Source organism: Rugosimonospora acidiphila, from assembly GCF_039543385.1.
Lineage (GTDB): Bacteria > Actinomycetota > Actinomycetes > Mycobacteriales > Micromonosporaceae > Rugosimonospora > Rugosimonospora acidiphila.
On the sequence record NZ_BAABJQ010000002.1, the window covers coordinates 153,217 to 173,645 of the forward strand.

Annotated in this window: 14 protein-coding genes; 6 read left to right on the forward strand and 8 right to left on the reverse strand. The window is 69.9% G+C overall.

Annotation, left to right across the window (positions count from 1 at the left end; all coding sequences use genetic code 11):
* Positions 1-49 precede the first annotated feature (49 nt).
* Positions 50-979: a TetR/AcrR family transcriptional regulator C-terminal domain-containing protein gene (locus ABEA87_RS03700; RefSeq protein WP_345626021.1), complete on the forward strand. Its 930-nt coding sequence runs from the start codon at positions 50-52 to the stop codon at positions 977-979.
* A 15-nt stretch (positions 980-994) separates the two neighbouring features.
* On the opposite strand, the gene ABEA87_RS03705 is transcribed toward ABEA87_RS03700, so the two are convergent.
* Positions 995-1,954, reverse strand: coding sequence for an alpha/beta hydrolase (locus ABEA87_RS03705; RefSeq protein ID WP_345626023.1), 960 nt, complete (start codon positions 1,952-1,954; stop codon positions 995-997).
* A gap of 373 nt (positions 1,955-2,327) precedes the next feature.
* Between ABEA87_RS03705 and ABEA87_RS03710 the strand changes: the two genes are divergently transcribed.
* A complete protein-coding gene (locus tag ABEA87_RS03710; RefSeq protein ID WP_345626025.1) occupies positions 2,328-3,341 on the forward strand; it encodes a phosphotriesterase family protein in 1,014 nt (337 codons plus the stop codon).
* 401 nt (positions 3,342-3,742) lie between these two features.
* Here ABEA87_RS03710 and ABEA87_RS03715 read toward each other — a convergent pair whose 3' ends face one another.
* Genes ABEA87_RS03715 through ABEA87_RS03730 form a run of 4 tightly spaced genes read right to left on the reverse strand, consistent with a single transcriptional unit; the run spans position 3,743 to position 11,908 of the window.
* A complete protein-coding gene (locus ABEA87_RS03715) occupies positions 3,743-4,897 on the reverse strand; it encodes a TIGR02679 domain-containing protein (RefSeq protein ID WP_345626027.1) in 1,155 nt (384 codons plus the stop codon).
* A complete protein-coding gene (locus tag ABEA87_RS03720) occupies positions 4,894-9,195 on the reverse strand; it encodes an SbcC/MukB-like Walker B domain-containing protein (RefSeq protein ID WP_345626029.1) in 4,302 nt (1,433 codons plus the stop codon). The genes ABEA87_RS03715 and ABEA87_RS03720 overlap by 4 nt, the downstream gene beginning before the upstream one ends.
* A complete protein-coding gene (locus ABEA87_RS03725; RefSeq protein WP_345626031.1) occupies positions 9,192-10,349 on the reverse strand; it encodes a TIGR02678 family protein in 1,158 nt (385 codons plus the stop codon). The genes ABEA87_RS03720 and ABEA87_RS03725 overlap by 4 nt, the downstream gene beginning before the upstream one ends.
* Complete coding sequence (locus ABEA87_RS03730; protein WP_345626033.1) at positions 10,346-11,908, reverse strand: DUF2397 domain-containing protein; 1,563 nt, start codon at positions 11,906-11,908, stop codon at positions 10,346-10,348. Before ABEA87_RS03730 ends, ABEA87_RS03725 begins: the two co-directional genes overlap by 4 nt.
* A gap of 708 nt (positions 11,909-12,616) precedes the next feature.
* Between ABEA87_RS03730 and ABEA87_RS03735 the strand changes: the two genes are divergently transcribed.
* Positions 12,617-14,146 carry a restriction endonuclease gene (locus ABEA87_RS03735; protein WP_345626035.1) on the forward strand — a complete coding sequence of 510 codons (1,530 nt, stop codon included), beginning with the start codon at positions 12,617-12,619 and terminating at the stop codon, positions 14,144-14,146.
* 170 nt (positions 14,147-14,316) lie between these two features.
* The gene (locus ABEA87_RS03740) at positions 14,317-14,685 is read left to right on the forward strand and encodes a nucleotide pyrophosphohydrolase (protein WP_345626037.1); all 369 of its coding nucleotides are present in this window, start codon (positions 14,317-14,319) and stop codon (positions 14,683-14,685) included.
* A gap of 119 nt (positions 14,686-14,804) precedes the next feature.
* On the opposite strand, the gene ABEA87_RS03745 is transcribed toward ABEA87_RS03740, so the two are convergent.
* Both ABEA87_RS03745 and ABEA87_RS03750 read right to left on the reverse strand, forming a co-directional pair.
* Positions 14,805-15,803: an NAD-dependent epimerase/dehydratase family protein gene (locus tag ABEA87_RS03745; RefSeq protein ID WP_345626039.1), complete on the reverse strand. Its 999-nt coding sequence runs from the start codon at positions 15,801-15,803 to the stop codon at positions 14,805-14,807.
* A complete protein-coding gene (locus ABEA87_RS03750) occupies positions 15,800-16,855 on the reverse strand; it encodes an NAD-dependent epimerase/dehydratase family protein (protein WP_345626041.1) in 1,056 nt (351 codons plus the stop codon). Before ABEA87_RS03750 ends, ABEA87_RS03745 begins: the two co-directional genes overlap by 4 nt.
* 317 nt (positions 16,856-17,172) lie before the next feature.
* Between ABEA87_RS03750 and ABEA87_RS03755 the strand changes: the two genes are divergently transcribed.
* Positions 17,173-18,132, forward strand: coding sequence for a D-galactonate dehydratase family protein (locus ABEA87_RS03755; protein WP_345626043.1), 960 nt, complete (start codon positions 17,173-17,175; stop codon positions 18,130-18,132).
* A 105-nt stretch (positions 18,133-18,237) separates the two neighbouring features.
* Here the strand turns inward: ABEA87_RS03755 and ABEA87_RS03760 are convergent, their stop codons facing one another.
* Positions 18,238-19,224 (reverse strand): TerC/Alx family metal homeostasis membrane protein, encoded by a 987-nt coding sequence (locus ABEA87_RS03760; RefSeq protein ID WP_345626558.1) that lies wholly within the window; start codon positions 19,222-19,224, stop codon positions 18,238-18,240.
* 519 nt (positions 19,225-19,743) lie between these two features.
* Here ABEA87_RS03760 and ABEA87_RS03765 point away from each other — a divergent pair.
* Entirely contained in the window at positions 19,744-20,376 is a 633-nt protein-coding gene (locus ABEA87_RS03765) for a DedA family protein (protein WP_345626045.1), read from the forward strand.
* Positions 20,377-20,429 lie beyond the last annotated feature (53 nt).

A 20,429-nucleotide genomic window follows, 5' to 3' on the forward strand; every position in this document is an offset into this window, starting at 1 on the left:
TACTAGTCAAACCCGTCTGGTGTACTAGTACGGGAAGGGAGGGCGATCGATGAACCAGCCGCCGTACCGGCGCATCGCCGACGAGATCCGCGCCCGCATCACCGCCGGACAACTGCGACCCGGCGACCCGGTACCGTCGGCACGCCGCATCACCCGCGAGTGGGGTGTGGCCCTGGCCACCGCGACGAAGGTGCTCGCGACCCTCAACACCGAGGGGATGACCCGGGCGCTACCGGGTCGGGGCACGGTGGTCGCCGATCCGACCGTACCCGCCCAGCCGGCGGGCACGGCGGCGCGCGCCGCGCGCCACAACGAGGGCGACCCCGACCTGACCCGCGAGCGAATCGTGGCCTCGGCCATCCGGGTCGCCGACGCCGAGGGTCTGGCACAGTTGTCCATGCGCCGCATCGCGACCGAGCTGGGCGCGGCCCCGATGTCCCTCTACCGCCACGTCAGCGGCAAGGACGCGCTGCTGATATCCATGATGGACAGTGTGCTCGGCGAGGACCCCCTGCCGGCCCGGCCGCCGAAGGGCTGGCGGGCCCAGCTGGAACTGTCCTCGCGCATGCAGTGGCGAGGCTTCCGCCGCCATCCGTGGCTGGCCCTGGCGCTGTCCATCACCCGCCCGCAGCTGGTCCCCAACGGGATGCGGCACACCGAATGGGCGCTGCGCGCGCTGGACGGGTTGGGCCTGACGATCCAGGAGATGATGCACATCCACATGACGCTGTTCAGCCACGTACGCGGCCTGGCCCTCAACTTCGAGGCTGAGGCCCAGGCCGAGCAGGACTCGGGGCTGACCAGCGACGAGTGGATGCAGACCCAGGAACACAGCTTCCGCGACGTCGCCGGTGCCGGCGACTTCCCGCTGCTGACCCGGCTGATCAACAACGGAATGGAGCTGGACCTGGATCAGGTTTTCGAGTTCGGCCTGGGCCGCCTGCTGGATGGCCTGGAGCGACACCTGGCCGGACGGTGACCCGGCCCAGAGAGACTAAGCGGCAGCCGCCGCGGCAGGGACCCAGGACGCGATGCGATCCCACAACGCCGCGCGGTTGGTGGCGAAGTTGTGGCAGTGCCCGGAACCTGGGAGCAGGTAGAGCGTGAGGTCACGGGCCGTGCGGTAATACCTCGGCTCGCCCAACGGATCGGGCGACAGGTCAATGTCGCCAAACCCCAGAAAGACCGGGACGTCAATCTTTTCCGCGTAGGGAATGTAATGGTCGCCGGCCAGTGCGGTTTCGGCCAGGGCCCGAACCGGCCCCCGAGTCTCGGCCGCGGTGTCCGCGGCGATGACGTCGTCGGGAACATCCTGGGCATAGAAAACGCCGCTCAACGCCTCGCGTGGCAGCCGGACCCACGCCGCATCCGGCGCGGCGTCGCTCTGCTCTCGGACCACGGCCTCCATGTGCCTGACCCGAGTGTCCGGGTCGGCGTCGTCCACCTTCTCACCGACAACGTTAGTGACGCTACCGGCGAAGCCCAGCAGTACCACCGCGTCGAAGACGTGATGATTGGCCTGGACGACGGCCGTGAGGCAAGCCCCGAAAGAGTGACCCACACCGATCAGCGGGAGACGCAGCGGCGGAATCCCGGCGGCCAGGGTTCCGGCGTTCAGTCGCTGCCTGATCTGGTCCGCCACCGCCGCATCTCCCCGGGCCAGCAACTGCAGGTCAACGTCGCCTGACTCGTGCGGGTCACTGCTGTCACCGACCGCGAGGTGATCGATCGAGACGACCACGAACCCGTGGGAGGTCAGGTGTTGTGCGAAGCTGTAACCGGGATGTCCGGGGATCTCCATGTGCCAGTATCTCTTGTCGTAACTACCGCCTGGAAGGCAGACAAGGACGCCTCTGGCATGTGCCGGATCGTTCGGTAGGAACATCCAACCGGACTGCCGCAGGCTCTCGCCGGAGCCGATAGCGTCGGTGACGTCGAACGACTCTTCCAGCATGCCTTCCACTGTTGCTGCCTTTCTTATCGGGAGCTGTCCACTGAGTTGTCGCGTGTCGAAGATCAGTGGCGTAAAGGCATGATGATCTTGATACAGAGCCTATCGGTAGCCGGCGAGTGAACATCGGCCACCGCGCTGATGCAGTACGGATGCGCGAGTACCGGCGTGGGCCCGCGGCGTACGTTCCGGCGGAAGTGCGTCGGCGGCGGGCCGCGGCTCGCCCACGTCGCCGACCCCATCATTGACGCTCGCAGACGATCATGATCTCCTTCCTGGGTGGGCGGGCCGGCACGCCTGAAATGCCAGCACCTGCCTCCGGCCGCGACGAGCGGTCGCGGGCCCATCCCCTAGCTCTGAGATCGCGGAGAACATCGTGACCGTCCAGTACGCCCCGACAAGCCCCGGCTCCGACACGTCCCACGCGGTGGTGGAGACGGTAGCCGGGACGATTCCCGTGTCGGCCCTCGGCACCACGCTCATGCACGAACACCTGTTCGTCACGTCCGAGGAGATCCGCCTGAACAACCCGGGCGGCTGGGACGAAGAAAAGGAGGTCGCCGCGGCCATCGAGCGGGCCCGCGCGATGACGGACCGTGGGGTGAACACCATGGTCGACCTGACCGTCTACGGGCTGGGCCGCAACATTGCCCGCATCGCCCGGGTCAACGCCGCCGTTCCCGAGCTGAACATCGTCGCCGCCACCGGGCTGTACACGTACGACGGCCTGCCGTTCCCGTTCATCTACCAGGGTCCCGGTTCGCTGATGGGCGGGGACGAGCCGATGGTGCAGATGTTCACCTCCGACATCCGCGACGGCATCGCCGGTACCGGCATCAAGGCCGCCGTCCTCAAGTGCGCCCTGGAGAACGAGCTGACCCCGGGCGTGGAGCGGGTCCTGCGCGCGGTGGCCGAGACGCACAAGCGCACCGGAACCCCGATCACCGTGCACACCAACCCGACGGCCAAGACCGGGCTGGTCGCGCAGCGGATCCTCGCGGAGGAGGGCGTCGACCCCGGACGAGTCGTCATCGGCCACAGCGGTGACACCACCGACCTCGACTACCTTGACGCGCTGATCGCGGGCGGCACGTACCTCGGCATGGACCGGTTCGGGCTGGACTTCCTGCTCCCCAGCGATCAGCGCGTCGCCACGGTCGCGGCGCTGGCCGAGCGGGGGTACGCCGACCGGATGGTGCTCAGCCACGACGCGTCGTGCCACATAGACTGGTTGCCGCCGGGGGCCAAGGAGCAGCTGGCGCCCAACTGGCACCACACCTACCTCCACGACGAGGTGATACCCGCCCTCCTGAAGGCGGGAGTCACGCAGGAGCAGCTGGACACGATGCTCATCAGCAACCCCCGCCGTTACTTCACCCCGGCCGGCTGACGCCCGACCGGTCAGCCGACCGGTGCCGTGGGTCGCACCTCGGGGCCCACGGCAACCATCGGCAGACCCTGAGGGACCCGGACGGCCAGGGCGCTGGCCAGCCGTGGCCGGTGGCTGAGCCAGCCGCCCGTGCCCGGAAACTACTGGCCCGCCCTGCTGCCGCTGACCGGACGCAGCTGGGTGATGCGCATGCCCATGCTCCACTCACCTCTCGGTCGCCTGCGGCGATCAATATGCCGAGGTCATCCCACCGTCGCCGTTTCACCAGAAACGCGATATGAGCCGGTGCGCGCCCCCGGACCTTTCGGCCAGGGTTCGCACTTCGTTTTCCGGCCGCGCTCCAGCAAGAGCTCGGCGAGGTGCCGGCCTGTCGGCGATCAGGTGATTCCTCCGGGCTACGATCACGCGACTCCCGGTGCGCGAATCCCGTCGCCACGAAGATCAGCGAGAAGGTCCGGCAGCCGCGCTTCCTCGTATACGCCGTCAGCGTCCGGTAGCCACTCCTGGGCGCCGGGCAGGGCCAGCATGTCGGCGAGGAACCGCAGGCCGGACTTGTCCCGGTCCGCGGTGACCAGAAGCGTGACTCCAGCGGTGGCCAGACCGCGTAGCAGCGTCCATGCCGCGGACGAGGGCTGGCCGTAGATGCAGACCAGCGGTCGACAGCCGGCCCCGAACTCCGCCGCCCCAGTCTCGACGATCGCCGGATTTTCACACACCCGCACCACCGACGTGCCCGCGCCGGGCCGCCAGTCGCCGCGCAGCGACCGTTCCGTCAGCCATACCGGCTCGCCGCAACTCGCCGCGGCCTGTGAGATCGCGGCCGCGGCCGACCCGCCTGTCAGGGTGAGCCCGAGGATCAGGACGGTGGACGAGACCTCGTCGCAGCTGATCCCGTACGCCGCCCACACCTGCCGCCACCGTGCCGCGGTCAGCGCCTGGTCCGCGGCCTGTTCGGCCGCCGCCGGATCGGCCTGGGCCGCGGCGAGCAGCCGCGCGGCGACGCGGCCGAGCTCGGCTTCCCGGTCGAGGCGGTGCGTGTCGGCGAACAGGGTGTTGGACAGCTCGGGCAGTGGCCGCCCCGGCATGGGCAGCAGGTGCCACAGCCGGGCCAGGGCATCGGCTCGGCCGGCGAGATCGGCGGCGCCGGGCCGGCCGAGCCACCGGCGCCGCCGGGCGAGCGCGACCGCGTGGGCGGGTATGCCCGCGGCGATGAGCCGGTCATGCGCGCCATCGACCGACGCGGTGAGCGCCGCCGCGTCCCGGGCGCGTCTGGCGGGTAGATCGTCCAGCGGTCCACCGATGCGCGTCAGCAGCGCGTCGAGGTCGTCACCGGTGCGTGCGATCGCGGCCCGCAGCTTCCCGAGGGTGATGGCCGCGCCCGAGGTTTCCCAGGCGAGCCCGAGGAGTCTGCCCACCTGGCCCCGTTCGGCCTCGGTGAGGGTCACCTTGACCCGCACTTGGTCGCCGGATCGTCGCTGCTCCAGAAGCGATCGGGCGGCGGCGAGCACCCGGGCCGGACCGGTCTGGGTCGCCCATCGGTCCGCGGCCGCGCTCACGCGTCCGGGTCGCCCTCGTCGAGGACGCTGAACAGGTCGGCGGTGGTGTCGCGGTCGGGCGGCCGGCGTGGGGTGAGCACCCGTGCGGTGATGTCGGGGACCGGGAGCTGTTCCAGAGTGCGCCCGGCCCACAGCATCAGCGACAGGTCGACCCCGGGTGCCGGACTCGGGGCGCGCGAGATGATCCACACCGCGGCGGCGGGGACCTGCGCCGCGGCCACCAGCGGGGCCGGCCCGGCGAGCAGGAAGTCCAGGTCGAACTCGACGAGCATGCGTAGCATCGTGGCCCGGTTGGCGCCATCTACGCCCTCGAAGGCCTCGTCCAGCCACAGCGGCCGCGGCGCGTCGTCGGACTCCGAGTACAGCGCGACGAGCGTGGCCAGCAGCGGCTGGAGCAGGGTGACGACCTTCCCGCCGCCGGAGTCGACACTGTGCACCTGTTTGGTCAGTGGCTTCCAGTCGCCGCCCTCGACACGGAATTCGGCGACGACGTCGAACCAGTCGCGGTAGTCCAGCAGGGTCGCCAGGTGGTCGGTCCAGTCTTCGGTGCCGGTCAGGCCCGCGTCCTGTGCCTCGCGGAGCCGGTCACCGAGGAACAGCCGGATCTGCTCCTGTGCCGTGTCGGACTCGATCGTGCCCTCCTCGAGGGCCCGCAGGATGTTGTAGCCGTGCCGGTGTCCCTCGGCGGGATGGCGGCGCAGCCGCAGCGTGGTCCGGTTCGCGCCGGTCCGGTGCCGTTCGAGCACCTGGTTGACGGTCTTGAGCAGGAGCAGAACCTTCTTCAGCCGCTCGGCGAGGTGGTCGACGAAGGTGGACGACAGCAGCTCCGTGTACATCTGGTGCAGCTTCGCGTCGTGCGACGCGGACAGTTCGGCGACCAGGTCGTCCAGGTGCCGGATCGCGGCGGCCGGGCTGAGCTGGGTGCCGGACGCGTCGACGATCAACGCGACCCCGGGCATCGGGTTCACCTCGTCGGCCTCGAGCACGACCACCGAGCGGCCACCGGACCGTTCGAGCAGTGCCCGCAGTTCGATCAGGGGGGCGCCCAGCGCCCGGGACAGGGCCGCCTCGGCGCGGCGGGCCTTCTCCGGTGCGGCCTCGGGCCAGTTCGCCGGGCGTAGCGCCTGGGCCGCCGCGCGGGCATGCGCCAGCGCCTGAGGCAGGTCGCGGCTGGTGGGATCCGGCAGGTTCCGGGCGGCAGCCAGGCCAGCGTCGACCGGCACCCACCACGCGGTGGCCGCGGCCTCGCGGCGCTGGTTCGCGCCGGCCTGCTGGGTGCGGCGCTGCTCCCAGCGCTCCTCGGCTTTGCTGGCCTTGGCGGACAGGTCCAACCCCCGTTGCTGGCTTGCCGCAAGCGACGTGTCGAGGCCCTTGATGCGCCCTTCGAGTTCGGCGGCGCGGTCGAATTGTTCCTGGTCGTTACGGTCGACGGAGGCGGCCGCCTCGACGGCCTCCTCCCTGGCCTGCGCCGCCTCGGACGCTGCGGCGCGCGCGGCCTGATCGGCCTCCTGAACGTTGCGCGCGGCGTTCTCCAACGCGACGCCGGCGGCGACGAACACCCGTTCGGCGGTGGCCTGTTCGTGCAGGCTGACTCGCAGACCGGACACCGCCTGGGCCACGTCGTCCAGCTTGCCGCCAACGGTGTCGAGTTGGTCGTCGGTGGTGGGCAGATGATGCCCGGTCGCATACCCGGTCGCCTCGCCGGTGGCGTCGTCGGCCGCACGCTTCGCCTCCGCGGCGGCCTGCCGGGCGACGGCGAGGGCGGCCTCGGCCCGTTCCCGTTCGGTGTTCGCCGCAGCCAGCGCCGTGCCGGCCTCGACCACCTCGGCGTCGTCGGGGGCCTGCTCGGCGGCGGCACGCAGCGCGGTCGCCTGGTCGGCGAGCTCATCGGCCCGCGCCAGTAGCGTTTCGGCCTCGTCCCGGTCGGCGGCGGCCTGCCGCCGCAGCTCGGCGATGTGCCGGCGGCGGGCGTTGGTACGGGCGGCGGCACCGATCAGCTCGGCGCCATGCGCGGACCGGCCGGCGCGGCCCTCGGCGGCGGCCGTGCGCCACCGGCCGTCGCCGGCGACCGCCACCGCTCCGCTCAGCGGCGCACCGGCGGGGGCGTACCCGATTCCGGCCAGGATGCGCCCGACTGCGGCGGCCAGCGGACCGGCGTCCTCGGCCGGTTGCAGGACGGCGGACAGGGTCGTGGCACCGGCTGGGGTGTCGGTGCCGATGGTCGTGATGACGGCGTCGTCGCCGTCCCGGTCGGTCGACCACCTGCCGTCCGGGGTGACCCACGCGTCGAGCAGGCCCGCCGCGGCCAGGGCCGCCTCCACGTGGTCGAGGGTGGCCGGGTCGAGGTCCGCGGGCGGGTCGACCAACCGCCACAGCGGGGCGCCGTGAGTACTGGGGAACGCCGGCCGGTCCCGGCGGGTCCAGCCGGCCGGTTCGGCCGGCTGCGGCTCCCCCGCCTGTTCGAGCTGATCCGCGGCCGCGTCGGCCTCGGCGGCGCGCTTGCTCGCGGTGCGGGCCTCGGCCCGCAGGGTGGCGATCCGCTCGGTCAGCGGGTCCACCGCCGGTTGCAACCACTGCCGGGTCAGCAGGCCGGTCAGGACCTGGCGCGGCCGGGGCCCCGCCGCCTGGTCGGTGACCTCACGCAGCCACGCCTCGCGGTCGGCCACCGCGGGCGCCGGCACGCCGAGGCCAGCGGCCCACCGCTCGAGCCGGTCCGACAGCTGCTGCTGCGCCGCGGACAGCACCTCGATGGCGGTGGCCGCGGCCGCGTCCCGGACGGCGAACTCGTCGCGGGCCTTGCCCGCCGCGTTGTCGGCGGACTGCCATCGGCCGACCGCGGTGGTGGCGGCGCGCAGCAGCCTGCGCAGGGCGGTCACGTGGCCACGGCGGGCCGCGACCGCCGCGTCCAGCCGGTCGACATCACCGTTGCCGACCCACAGCGGCGTCTGGTCGCCCAGCCCGGCGGCCGTGGCGGCCTCGACGGTGTGCTCGGCCGTGACCGTGGCCTCCTCCCGCGCCGAGTCCAACGCGGTCTGCGCTCGCTGCTGCGCGTCGGCGGCCTGGCCGTGGTCGCCGTGCGCCCGGGTCAGCTGCTGTACGGCCGTCTGTGCGCGGGTCCCCGCCGCTACCGCGTCGGCCTGGAGCTTCTCCGCGTTCGCGGCCCGCCCGGCCGCGTCCTGATAGGCCGCGGAGCGCAGCAGTTGCGTCAGGGCCGCCCGAGCACGCTTGGCGGCCTCATCCAGGGTGCCGGTGTTGGCGGTCTCGGCGTTCAGGTCGTCGCGGGCCTGCCCGAGCGCCGCCTCGGCGGTGACCAGTGCCCCGCCGGCGGCGCTCACCGCGTCGTCGGCGGCCAGCAGCTCGTCGGCGTGCTGGCGCAGCACCGCGTCGGCCCACGGCCGCCACGCCTTCGTCACGTAGACCGCTATCGCCTTGCTGGCCTGGTCCGCGTCGTCCCGGTCCCGGCCCAGCTGCTCCAGCTGCTGCCACCCCTCGGCGAGCTCCTCGACCTCGCCACGGGCGATCGGAGGCAACGCCGAACGGATTTGCGCGGTGAACCAGTCCGGGTTCAGCTTCTGCCCCAGGTGCGGGGTGCGCAGCACCTTGAGCATCTCCAGCACGGTCGCGAACCGGTCGGCGTCGGCGAAGCCGAACACGTCGGTCGCCAGCTTCTCCGCGTACTTGCGGCCGCTGTCGTAGCTGACCACACCGTCGACGCCCTGCAGGTCCCTCGGCTCGACCACCGCCTGCCCGACCGCCAGATCCAGACCGTCCCGAACCCGGGCGGCGCCCTCGCAGACCATCCACGTCGGGGTCAGCTGGTTCACGCCGCGCTTGGCCTGCGCGTACAGCAGCGTGGTCAGGAATCGCGGCCCGTCGGGGCCGAGGCGGCCGAACTCCATCCACGCCCAGCCGCGGTTGGTCGACGCCGACGCGTCCCGGCGGTCGCGGGCGTCCTCGGTCGGCTCCACGTAGTACCGGAAGGACTTGTCCGACTGGCCGAACGTGTCGATGTACTGCCGGTCGAGACTGCCCGACAGCATGATCAGCGTCGTCAGCGCCATCAGCGTCGACTTGCCGGACTGGTTCGCGCCCACGAACTGGGCCCGCCCGTCGGCGAACCAGTACTCGGCGACGTCGAACTCCCACAGGTTCACCACCCCGGCGCGCAGCACCTGCCACCGGGTGCGCGTCGGATCCGGCAGCCCCGCGTGCGACAGCGCGTCCCGCCACGCGGCCAGTTGCTCATCGCTGGCGGCCGGGCCGGGAGCAGTCAGGGTCGGGTCGGCGGCGAGCGTCATCGAGGCTGCTCCGTGGTATCAGTGATCGTCACATCCGGGTCGCGGTAGCGCCCGGCCACCGGCAGCAGGGTCCAGGACCGGTCCGCCGCCACCCGCAGCAGACCCAACTCGGTCAGCTGGGTCTCCGCGTCCAGCCGGACCGCGCCCGGCGTAGTCTTCTGCGCCTTGCTCAGGTACTCGCCGCGCCACCCCACGAGGTCGTCGACGACCTCGTCCACCTGCGCGTCGGTCAGGTGCACGGTGCCGTCCAGGCGGCGGGTGCCGTGCCGGCCGGCGATGTCGGCCATCAGCAGTGCCACCCAGTCCGCGGCGCGGGCACGCGGCCAGTCCGCCACGGTGGCGGAGTCTTCGTCGTCGCTCAGCACGAGGACCAGACCCTCCGCCCGGGCCTCGACCGTCCCGCCCGTCATCGACGCGACGTCCCCGGAGCGCAGGCCGCGGCTCTTGCGCAACGCGTCCGCCTCCTCAGCGGGCAGATCCGCGTACAGTACGGCCGGGGTCTCCACCAGGGCCCGCAGCTGCCGCATCGTCCGGCTGGCGACCACCTGCTCGTCGGTGACCGGCTCCGGATTCAGCGCCAGGTCCAGCACGTCCGGGCTCGTCATCAGCAGCAGCGCGTCCCGGTCCACCTCGTACCCGGCGCCGGGCCCCGACCCCGCCTCCGTCCACTCCTCGAGCATGCTGTCGTCGCTGGTCCGGCGGCGCAACACCCCCCACTGCTCCAGCAGCCTGGCCGCGTCGCGCAGCTGGCGGCGCTGCGCCCGCTGGTCAGGGTCGTACTCGGCGACCCGCACCCCCGGGGCGACGCTCAGGTCACGGACCAGGTCCGACAGCCGCTGCAGCGTGACCGTCCCGGCGATCTCCTCACAGCAGGCGGCCAGGCAGCACACCAGGGACAGCAGGCGCCGGCCCGGCGCCCCCGCCGGCTTCGGTGGCGCGGTGACGGCGCCGGCGACCGGAACCCGGATCAGCCGGACCGCGCGGCCCACCTGCTGCACCCGGTAACCGAGTCGACGGGCGTAGTCGGCCACCGCGTGCTGGTGGCGCAGCACCAGGCGGTGCAGGTGCGGATCCGTCGCCGGAGTCACCAACGGCTGCGCGAGCAACCCGACGAAGGCGCGTTGCGCCTCCCGTACCGACGCGGACGTGGTCATGCCACGCTCGCAGCCGGAGTGATGTGCAGCCGAATGTCCGGGTGAACGAGTCGCCCGTCCGGGGTGTGCACCACCGCGGCTGGTGCGTCCGTTGGCGGCGGATCGGCGCGCAGCATCCACCGGTCGTCACCGGTCGTCGCCGTCCGGACCCCGGCGGAATCCGGGCGGGCACCCGCGACGACACCCAGCATCACCAGCAGCATCTCCAGCTCCGGGCCGGTCAGGTTCCGCCACTGCGACAAACGCTGACCCGACCGCGCCAGCACGCCGGCCTCGGTGCGCGCCGCCGCGGCCTGAACCTGCGCCGTGCGCTCCTTCGCCGCCCGCCGGCCCTCGGCACGGTCCTGGATCCGCGCGGCGGTGCCGGTCGTCGCCTTCGGACCGTGCTTGCGCAGCCGGGCCTCCACCTGGACCGGTTCGGCCTCCCAGAACGAGGCCGCGCCGGCATTCCCGGCCGGCGCGGGTGTTGTCCCGGGTAGGTGCCGAGCGGAAAACAGCCCCGTCGCCGTGCACCACGAAGCCCAGCCGGCCTCATCGTCCGCCGATTCTTCCAGGCGCGCGGCCAACGCCAGCAGTTCCGCACGACGAGAAATGTGCCCACCGACCGCGGCCAGCGTCCGCTGGCCGCGCAGCAGCGGGCCGATCGTGTCGCGCATCTGCCGGCGCAGCCGGCGCGCCTGGCAGTCCGGGCCGTCGAACCAGCGGCGCAGCGTCGTCAGCGTCAGCGAGTAGGACGCGATCAGTTCGTCGATCGCGGCGTCGTCGGCGGAGGGACCCAGATTGTGTACGGCGATGCGCCGCCACACCGGCGCGGCCACCCCGTTCAGCGATTCGACCAGCGCCGTGATGCTCTCGGAGTGCGTGTCCACCCCGGCACCCCACATGTCGACGTAGCGGCGCAGCGTCTCCTGGACAGTCGTGATCTTCTTCTGATCCGGAGCCCCGGCCAGCGCCCCGGCGAGGCGCGCCTGCCACCCCGCGGCCGCCTTGGCCATCGACTGGTGCGTCGTCTGAAGAACCGACCAGGCGGCCGCCGCGGCGGCCGGGTCGGTGGTGACGGTATCGCGCAGCGCGGCCAGGTTCGCCGTCAACACGCTCGGAGCCAGCGTCGCCGCGGCGGCCGACGCGACGTCGTGGCCCAGGCTCAACACCGCCCGGTGCAGCTCGGCGGCAACCTCAGTGAGCTGGTAGCGATCCAGGTCACGAACGAAGTCGGCATCGCGCTCGGCCCGGTCCTGGAAGATGTCGACGACTCGCCACTTGTCGAGGCGATCCATCCGAAGCTTGAGGTTGAAGGCCGGGTCGTCGAGGATCGCCGGGTCGGCGCCGGCCTTGGTCACGTGGTCGCGGAGCAGACCGGGCAGGTCGGCTGCGGCCACCCCGGTCAGCGTGTACTGCTGCTGGTCGAGCAGGACGTCGACGATGAGCCGGTACTGCGCCGCGTACCTGCTGGTCAGGTAGCTGGCCTGGATGAGCCCGCCGGGCAGGCCGGCGAGCTGCCAGAGGTCCGGACCCGAGCCGGTGCTCTCTTCGCTGTCATCGATGTCACCGTGGAGCACGCTCGGCCGCACCCTCCCCTCTTTCTCATCGGCTGCCGCCAAGGCCAATGACCCAGGTCAGTCAGGCACTACGCAAAGGAGCATAGAGGCGGGATCAGACAACCCTCAGGCAGCGACGTGCAACGCGGCGCAGCCCACAGCCACATCCTGGGGCGAAACGGCATCAACTTCGCTAGCGCGACTTGAGCGTGGCGCGCACCGGCTGACGGTCACTCTTATCCGCCACAAGGCGGCAGATAGCCGCGCTCCTTCAACCGGCGACGCGCGGTCTCTCGCTCGTCGTCCGTGAACAGATCAGCGAACCGCTCCTGCAGCACCAAGGCTTCAGCAGCCGCGTGACGCTGTGAAACCGAAACGAGGTCGCCACGGTTCATCAACGGCCTGCGTTCCTGTCGCCGTTTTGGGCCTTGTAGCGTACCGCCATCGGCACGATGACCGAAGAACACGCGTCATCGGCCAGACCCGGCCTAGCACCCTCCAGCACCCTGGTCGTAAAGCGTCTTGGACAGCCGGCTGCCACGAAGTTGACCATATGAAGGATGAGAGCTTACCCATTGTGGCCGCTGACCACGATGGGCATATTCGCTATGGTGGCGACCGCGGCAAATGCGGTCTGAAGGGGGTTACGTGTCACGGCGTCGGGGCTTCATCGCTCAGGTCCAGCGCGAACTCGCGCGCCAGCAGCGAGCGGCTGCACACGCTCAAACGGTGTACTACCGGCAGCAACAGGCGATGCGCCGAGAGGCTGAGCGGGCCGCGAAGGCCGCCGAGCGCGCGGCCGTCGCTGACGAGCGCGAACGCAAACGCCTGTACCTCGAGGCCCGTGCCGCCGAGGTAGCGGCGAACAACGCGGACTTGCAAGCCCGGCTCGACGAACTCGACGGTCTACTCGCCGCCACGCTGGCTATCGACGACTACATCGACCTCGCACGGCTGAAAAAGAAGCCGGCGCATCCCCCGTTCAACCCCGGACCGCTGGCGGTGGCGGCACCGCCGCCAGACTGGAACGCATTCCTCCCGCCCGCACCGACGGGCTTGGCGAAAATGTTCGGGGGCCAGGGCAAGTACAACCAGCAACTGGCCGCCGCACAGCAGGCGTTCGCCCAAGCGCAAGGACAGCACGCCGCGGCAGAGGCCGACCGGCAGAATCGGCTGGGGGCCGCGCAGGCGACGTATCAGCAGCAGTGCCAGCAGCGCGAAGCAACCGTCGCCGCGCACAACGCCGAGATTGAACGCTTCGCCAAGTCGTTCGCGGCCGCAGAGCCCGGGGCCGTCGTCGACTACTTCAGCATGGTCCTGGGCAACTCGGTCTACCCCGACGACTGGCCACAGAAGTATCGGCTCGCCTACATCCCCGAGTCGCGGCAACTCGTCGTGGAATACGAGCTTCCCGACCTGGACATCGTGCCGGCCGTCCGTGAATATCGCTACATCAAGACCCGTGACGAGGTGACGACCACGGCGCGGCCCGCCAAGGAGATCCGCGAAAGATACATCAACGTCGTCACCCAGGTAACCCTTCGGACCATCCATGAGCTCTTCGAGGCGGACCGGACACCGCTGATCGACACGATCGCCTTCAACGGCATCGTCGACACGGTCGACAAGGCAACCGGTGCCTCGATCCAGCCATGTCTGATCACCTTACGCACCACACGGGATGAGTTCACGCCGATCAACTTGGCGAAGGTCGACCCCGTGGCCTGTCTTCAGCATCTCAACGCCTCGGTCACCAAGCGCCCCGAAGCACTCGCACCCGTACGCCCGGTCCTCGAATTCGACATGGTCGACAAGCGCTTCGTCGACGAGGTCGACGTTCTCGCCGATCTGGATCAGCGACCCAATCTTCTCAGGCTGACGCCGACCGAGTTCGAAAGCCTCATTCAGAACCTGTTCACCAAGATGGGCCTGGACACCAAACAGACCCGCCCGTCGCGCGACGGTGGCGTCGACTGCGTCGCCTTCGACCCACGACCGATTTTCGGCGGAAAGGTAATCATCCAGGCCAAGCGCTACCGCAACACGGTCGACGTCTCGTCTGTGCGTGACCTGTTTGGCACGCTGCAGAACGAGGGTGCTTCCAAGGGGATCCTCGTCACCACCAGCGGCTATGGCCCAGCCTCGTACGAATTCGCCTCCGGAAAGCCACTCGAACTCATCGACGGCTCCGGCCTGCTGTACCTGCTGGGCGAGCACGCCGACATTCGGGCCCGCATCGACCCGTCGGAACTCGACTGAACCGTACGCCTGCCGTCGAGGGTTCTCGTCGTGGTCGGTCGAGGGCACTCCAACTGGCATGGCCCGCACCACTCGTGGTCGTGGTCCTGCAACTGACGAATCGGCGCGGACACGAGCTTATGCCCGGCCCGGCGTCATCGGCGCCCAGTTGGTGGTGGTATCCCTGGACGGTGACCGCACTCGAGGACCTCCGTGACCAGGTACGCCAGTTCGCCCACGAGCGAGACTGGGAACAGTTCCACAACCCCAAGAACCTTGCTATGGCAATGGCGGCCGAGGCCGCTGAGGTCCTGGAGATCTTTCAGTGGCTCACCGCCGAACAGTCCTCGGCGATCATGACTGATCCCCGAACCGCCGAAGCTGTCCGGCACGAACTCGCCGACGTGCTGTCCTATCTCCTGCATCTCGCCGACGTGCTTGAGGTCGACCTCGGCTCGGCCCTACAGGAGAAGCTGCGGATCAACGAGCGGCGCTACCCGGCAGACAAGGCGCGCGGTCGTAGCGACAAGTACGATGTTCTCGGCAATTCGGACCAGTAACCCCGACGGTCGGACCGGGCCAAGGGTCGCCGATGCCCCTGGCCCTCAAAGGTCGCGGGTCGAGCCAGGGGACTTCGACGCGCTATCGCCCGAGCCTCGACCGGACGACCACCCGGTCGTCAGGCGCCGTCGGGCGCCGTCAATCCGCCCAGGGAACCGTCGGCTAGCCGCACGCGTCCGGAGTCGTTGAGAGACCTGACCGACTCGGCGACAGCCTGCAAGGAGGTGTACCGCGGGCGGTACCGAAGGAGCCGCTGCGCCTTGGCGATGCTCACCGAGTGACTCCGCGTGACGTGGTCGCTGCTGATCAGCCCCTGCTCCCCGTCCGAGTGCCGGACAAATTCCGCGAGCGGTACGAAGTCGAGTTCGGCTTGCCGCCCGAACCAGCCGGCGACCCCGGTCGCGAAGCCGCGCAGCGTGAGGGCCCGCTCCGAGGTGACGTGGAACGCTTCGCCCGCGGCCTCCGAGTGGTGCGCGATGGCGAGTTCGAACGCCTGCGCCACATCGTCCGCGTGGACGTGGTGCAGCGTCTCCAGGCCCAGGTTCGGCAGGGTGAGGGGCTGACCGGTCGCCAGCCGCTCCCAGACCTTGACGTCGAGGTTGCCTACCGGATTGATGGCAGGCCAGCCGGGGCCGCTGATGTGTCCCGGACGTAGGACCACGGTGGGCAGTCCGTTCGGCCGCGCGGACTGGTCGAGCAGAAACTGTTCCATGGCGAGCTTGCCGAGACCGTATTCACCCCACGGCTCGAGGTCGGCTTCCTCATCGGCCGGAACCTCGCTCAGAGTTCCGTGGACCCAGATGCTGCTGCAGCTGACCAGCAGACTCGCCCGGCCGCGGATGGCCTCAACCAGGTGTTCGGCCGACGCGCGGGTGAAGCACACCATGTCCACGACGATGTCGGGGTTCAGGTCGGCGATGCGCTCGCCGAAACGCCCCGCGAGCTCCTCCTGGTCCCGGTCGATGGAAACGCTGGTCACTTTCTCCCAGGCGACGTGCTGGCGGTAGCGGACCTGCGTGCCGCGGCTGACCGCGACGACGTCATGCCCGGCTTCCACGAGCCGTGGTACGAGGTAGCCCCCGACATGACCGGTCGCCCCGATGACAACGATCCTCACGCTTCCCGCTCCTTCCCCACCGCTGACAAACCACGGTCTCGCCCGGTCCTCGGATAGAACCCGGTGGCCTCGTGCGCGTCGACCAGCCGGTCGAGGGCGGCGTCGACGGCGGGATCGACGACACGCCGCCGCTCATCCTCGTCGTACCAGTCGACGATCTCCCGCGCTCCCCGCCAGAAGGGGATTGTCGCGCGGTACTCGGGGACGATCGACTTGATCTTCGAGTTGTCGAAGACGACCGAGTGCGCCTTGTCCCCCAGCACGCCGGGCCCCCAGTCCGGCAGTGCCGCCGCGATCGCGGTGGAGGAGACGTGCATGATGTCGGCCGTCGTGCCGGCGGCGGATGCCAGGCATTGCGCGATGGCGTCCCAGGTGAGCGCCTCGTCCGAGGTGATCTGGAAGGTGTCACCGATTGCCGCGGGGTTGCCCAACAGCCCGGTGAAGGCGACGGCGAAGTCGCGGTGGTGGGTCAGCGTCCACAGCGACGTGCCGTCGCCGTAGATGACGGTGGGTTTGCCGCGTCGCATCCGGTCGATCACGGTCCAGCCACCGTCGAGCGGAATGAGTGTCTGGTCGTAGGTGTGCGACGGCCTGACGATGGTGACGGGAAAGTCCGTGTCGCGATAGGCGTCGGTGAGCACGCGCTCGCAGGCGATCTTGTCGCGGGCGTACTGCCAGAAGGGATTGTGCAGTGGTGTGGACTCCGTGATCGGCAGCCGGCGTACCGGTTTGTGGTACGCGGCGGCGGAACTGATGAAGACGTACTGGCTGGTTCGGCCCCGGAAGATGTTCACCTGCTCGGCAATGTCGGGCGCGACGAATCCCCGGAAGTTGACCACGACGTCGAACTCGCGATCGCCCAGGGCGCCGCGCAGCGACGCGTGATCCGTCGCGTCACCCACGATCGTCTTGGCGCCGTCGATGGGCGGCCTCGTGGAGTCGATCCCCCGGTTCAGCAGGGTGAGGTCGATGCCACGCTCGATGGCCAGTCGGCTGCACGCCGAGCTGATGATGCCGTTCCCACCAATGAACAGGACCGAAAGCTGTCCCACGCGTTGTCCCTCCTGTTGAATTTTCTGATGGGCTGGCCGACGTCGACCGGATCGGCGGAAACGGGACGGCCGGCGGCCACGGAGCGGACGTGCGCCATCAGAGATGCGCGGACCATGTTGCGCCAGCGGTGTGGGGCGAGTGCGTCGCGGGGCCGCCCATCAGTGGCGCCCGGCGCGCCTGCCGGTTCCCGGCACCGCCACTGACCTCGGTTCGATTGGGTCGTGGCCCGGTCAGCGGCGCAAGATCATACACAACTGCCGAGTATCGCCGGTAAGTCAGAGGTTTTCAAGCATGGTTTTTCGTTCGGCTACCGCGCATGCTCGACATCCGCGGAGCGCCGTGCGAACGGGCGGGTGTTCGATCCGCGCTGCTCGGCGGGCAGAGCCGGGACGGGCTGCTCGCCTACGGTCACGCCAGCGGCGCCGACGAGGCTGCGCTGTTCGACTCCATCCGGGAACACCAGGCGCTCGGCTACCGGGCGATCCGGGTACAGACCGCCGTGCCCGGACTCGGCTCCGTCTACGGCGTCGCCTCGGCGCCCGCCGCCGGAGGTGACCGGTACGACTACGAACCGGCCCGGCGCGCGGCGGTCCCTACCGAGGAAGCCTGGGACACCCGCGCGTACCTGCGCCACCTGCCTCGCGTCTTCGAGGCCGTACGCGCCGAGTTCGGGCCGGAGCTGCCCCTGCTGCACGACGCGCACCACCGGCTCACCCCGGTGCAGGCGGCCTCGCTGGGCAAGGCGTTGGAACCCTACGACCTGTTCTGGCTGGAGGACTGCACGCCGGCCGAGAACCAGGAGGCCTTCCGCCTGATCCGCCAGCACACCACCACACCGCTGGCCACCGGCGAGGTGTTCAACACCGTCTGGGACTACCAGACCCTGATCCGGGAACAGCTCATCGACTACGTCCGGTCTGCGGTCACGCACACCGGCGGCATCACGCCGATGCGGCGACTGCTGGACTTCGCGGCCCAGTACCAGATCAAATCGGGCATGCACGGGCCGACCGACATCTCCCCGGTGGGCATGGCCGCCGCGCTGCATCTCGGCCTCGCCACCCACAACTTCGGCATCCAGGAGTACATGCGGCACAGCCCGGTCACCCTTGAGGTCTTCCGGACCAGCTACACCTTCCAGGACGGCTACCTGCACCCGGGAGAGAACCACGGATTGGGTGTCGAACTCGACCTCGCCGCGGCGCGGGCCCACCCGTACGAGCCGGCCTACCTGCCGGTCAACCGCCAGCTCGATGGGACGGTGCACGACTGGTGACGCTGGTCGCGCGGGCGGGCGAGCCGGCGGACCGGTGGCCTTCCTGGCAGCCAAGCCCACAATGGCCTTTCCATCCGGCCTCGCGCGCTCCACTCACCTATGAGGTCACGGAGGGTTGGAGGTGGTACGGCCGTTGTCGCGCCGGCGCAGGGCACCCGCGTGCGACCGCCGGTCCGGGTGAGCCCGCGACACGAGCAGGCTCGCCGCCGCCGTGACGGCCAGGGCGACGAGGATGACCGCCAGAGCCACTGGTATCGGAATGGCGGGCACGGCGGCGGAGACATGCTGATGCATGAACTCCAGGATCAGCTTCACGCCGATAAAGCCGAGGATCCCGGCCAATCCGAGCGACAGGTAGATCAGCCGTTCGAGCAGTCCCTGGATGAGGAAGTACAGCGCGCGCAGTCCGAGCAAGGCGAAGGCGTTGGCGCAGAACACGATGAACGGGTCCCGGGTCACGCCGAACACGGCCGGAATCGAGTCGAGAGCGAACAGCAGGTCGCTACTGCCGATGCTGAGGAACACCAGGAACAGCGGCGTCACGGCCCGCCGGCCGTCGACCCGAGCAAACAGTCGGCCGCCGTGTAGGCCGGCGGTGGGCAGCACGCGACGGGCGTACCGCAAGATCGGGTTGGCCTCGGGATCGGGATCATCGTTGCGATGCCGGACCAGCTGAACCGCCGTGAATATGAGCAACAGTCCGAACAGCACAAACACTGGGGAGAACAGCTCGATCGCCGCCGCGCCGGCGGCGATGAGGATCGCCCGGAGCGCCAGCGCGGCGGTGATGCCGAACAGCAACACCTTGTGCTGGTGATCCGGAGGCACCCCGAAACGGCCCATGATGATCACGAAGACGAACAGGTTGTCCACCGACAGGCTCTTCTCGATCAGCCATCCCGTGTAGTAGGCGGTACCGGACCGGGAGCCGAGCAGCAGCCACAGCGCCAATCCGAACGCCAGGGCGATACCCACGTACGCGGCCGACCACACGGCGGCCTCGACCAGACCCACCCGGTGCGGGCGGCGGGCAGCGATGACGAAATCGGCAACGAGTAGCGTGAGCACGAGCCCGACGGTGCCGAGCCACATCCACAAGGGCGCTGCGCCCAAGCGTCCTCCCAACGAGTGCGCCGGTGAGCGCGAAGCCGCCAGTCCCGCGGGTGCCGCGCCGCCCAGCCGGCGCGCCCTTGACCATCGGGCCGTGCCGGGTGGCGCAGCAGCGTGCTGATGCGGGCAGTGTACGGGTCGGTGGGCGACCTGACAGCCGGTTGTAGGTACAACCATCCGTTCCGGCAATCCGTTCGAGGATTTCGCCACAGCGCTCATCGCCGGAGGCAGTGGCTATACTCGAAGTCACGGATCGATCGGCTGCGGTATTGCCGCATGTGGCGGAAACTGGACCTTCAGCGCTGGCGCCTACCGCGTAGCGTTAAGCGCTGGCCCGGAGGAGATTTCGGCCGGTTGAGTGAATTCGATGACCTCGCAGACCTCCCCGGCTCGCAGCGCGGTCGCCCCTACTCGCCACGCGATGAGGAGCGACACGCGGCCGCACCGAAAACGCGCCGAGTGTCTTGCCCGTGACCTACGGCCGTCGCCGGATGGCGCGCGATGACCGGGTTCCTGCACCGATTGCTGGATCTACCCAGCGCGGTCATCTATCTGATCGTAGGAGTATTCGTCTTCGCTGAAGACGCGGTCCTCATCGGCTTCATCGTACCGGGAGAAACCGTGGCTATCCTGGCCGGCGTAGCGGCCAGTCAGGGTAGCGTCTCCCCGGCCGTCACGTGCGCTGTCGTGGTGTTCGCCGCCATCGCCGGCGATACCACTGGTTATCTGATAGGCGCACGGTACGGCCACAAGATTCTGTCTCTACGCCCGCTGCGCCGGCGCGCGAAGCGCATAGAGTCAGCCCAACAGACACTGGCCCGACACGGCGGCCCGGCCGTGCTCGGCGGCCGGTTCGTCGCCTTTTTGCATGCCGTGATGCCGCTGCTCGCCGGCACCTCCCACATGAGCTACCGCCGCTTCTTCGCCTACAACGCCGCTGGCGGTGTACTTTGGGGAACCGGTACCGTCCTGGCCGGCTACCTGGCGGGAAGCTCCTACGCGGTCGTCGAGAAAACCTTCGGCCGCGCTTCGGCGATCGCTGCCGCCGCCGTTATCGTCGCTGGCCTGGTTGCCTGGCGAGTGCACCGGTGGCGCCGAAGGCGCCACGGCGGAGTGGCGGAGGGCAACTCCTGAAGTCGCGCCCTGAGCCGACAACTTGCGAGACGCCGCGACGACGTGTCCGCGTA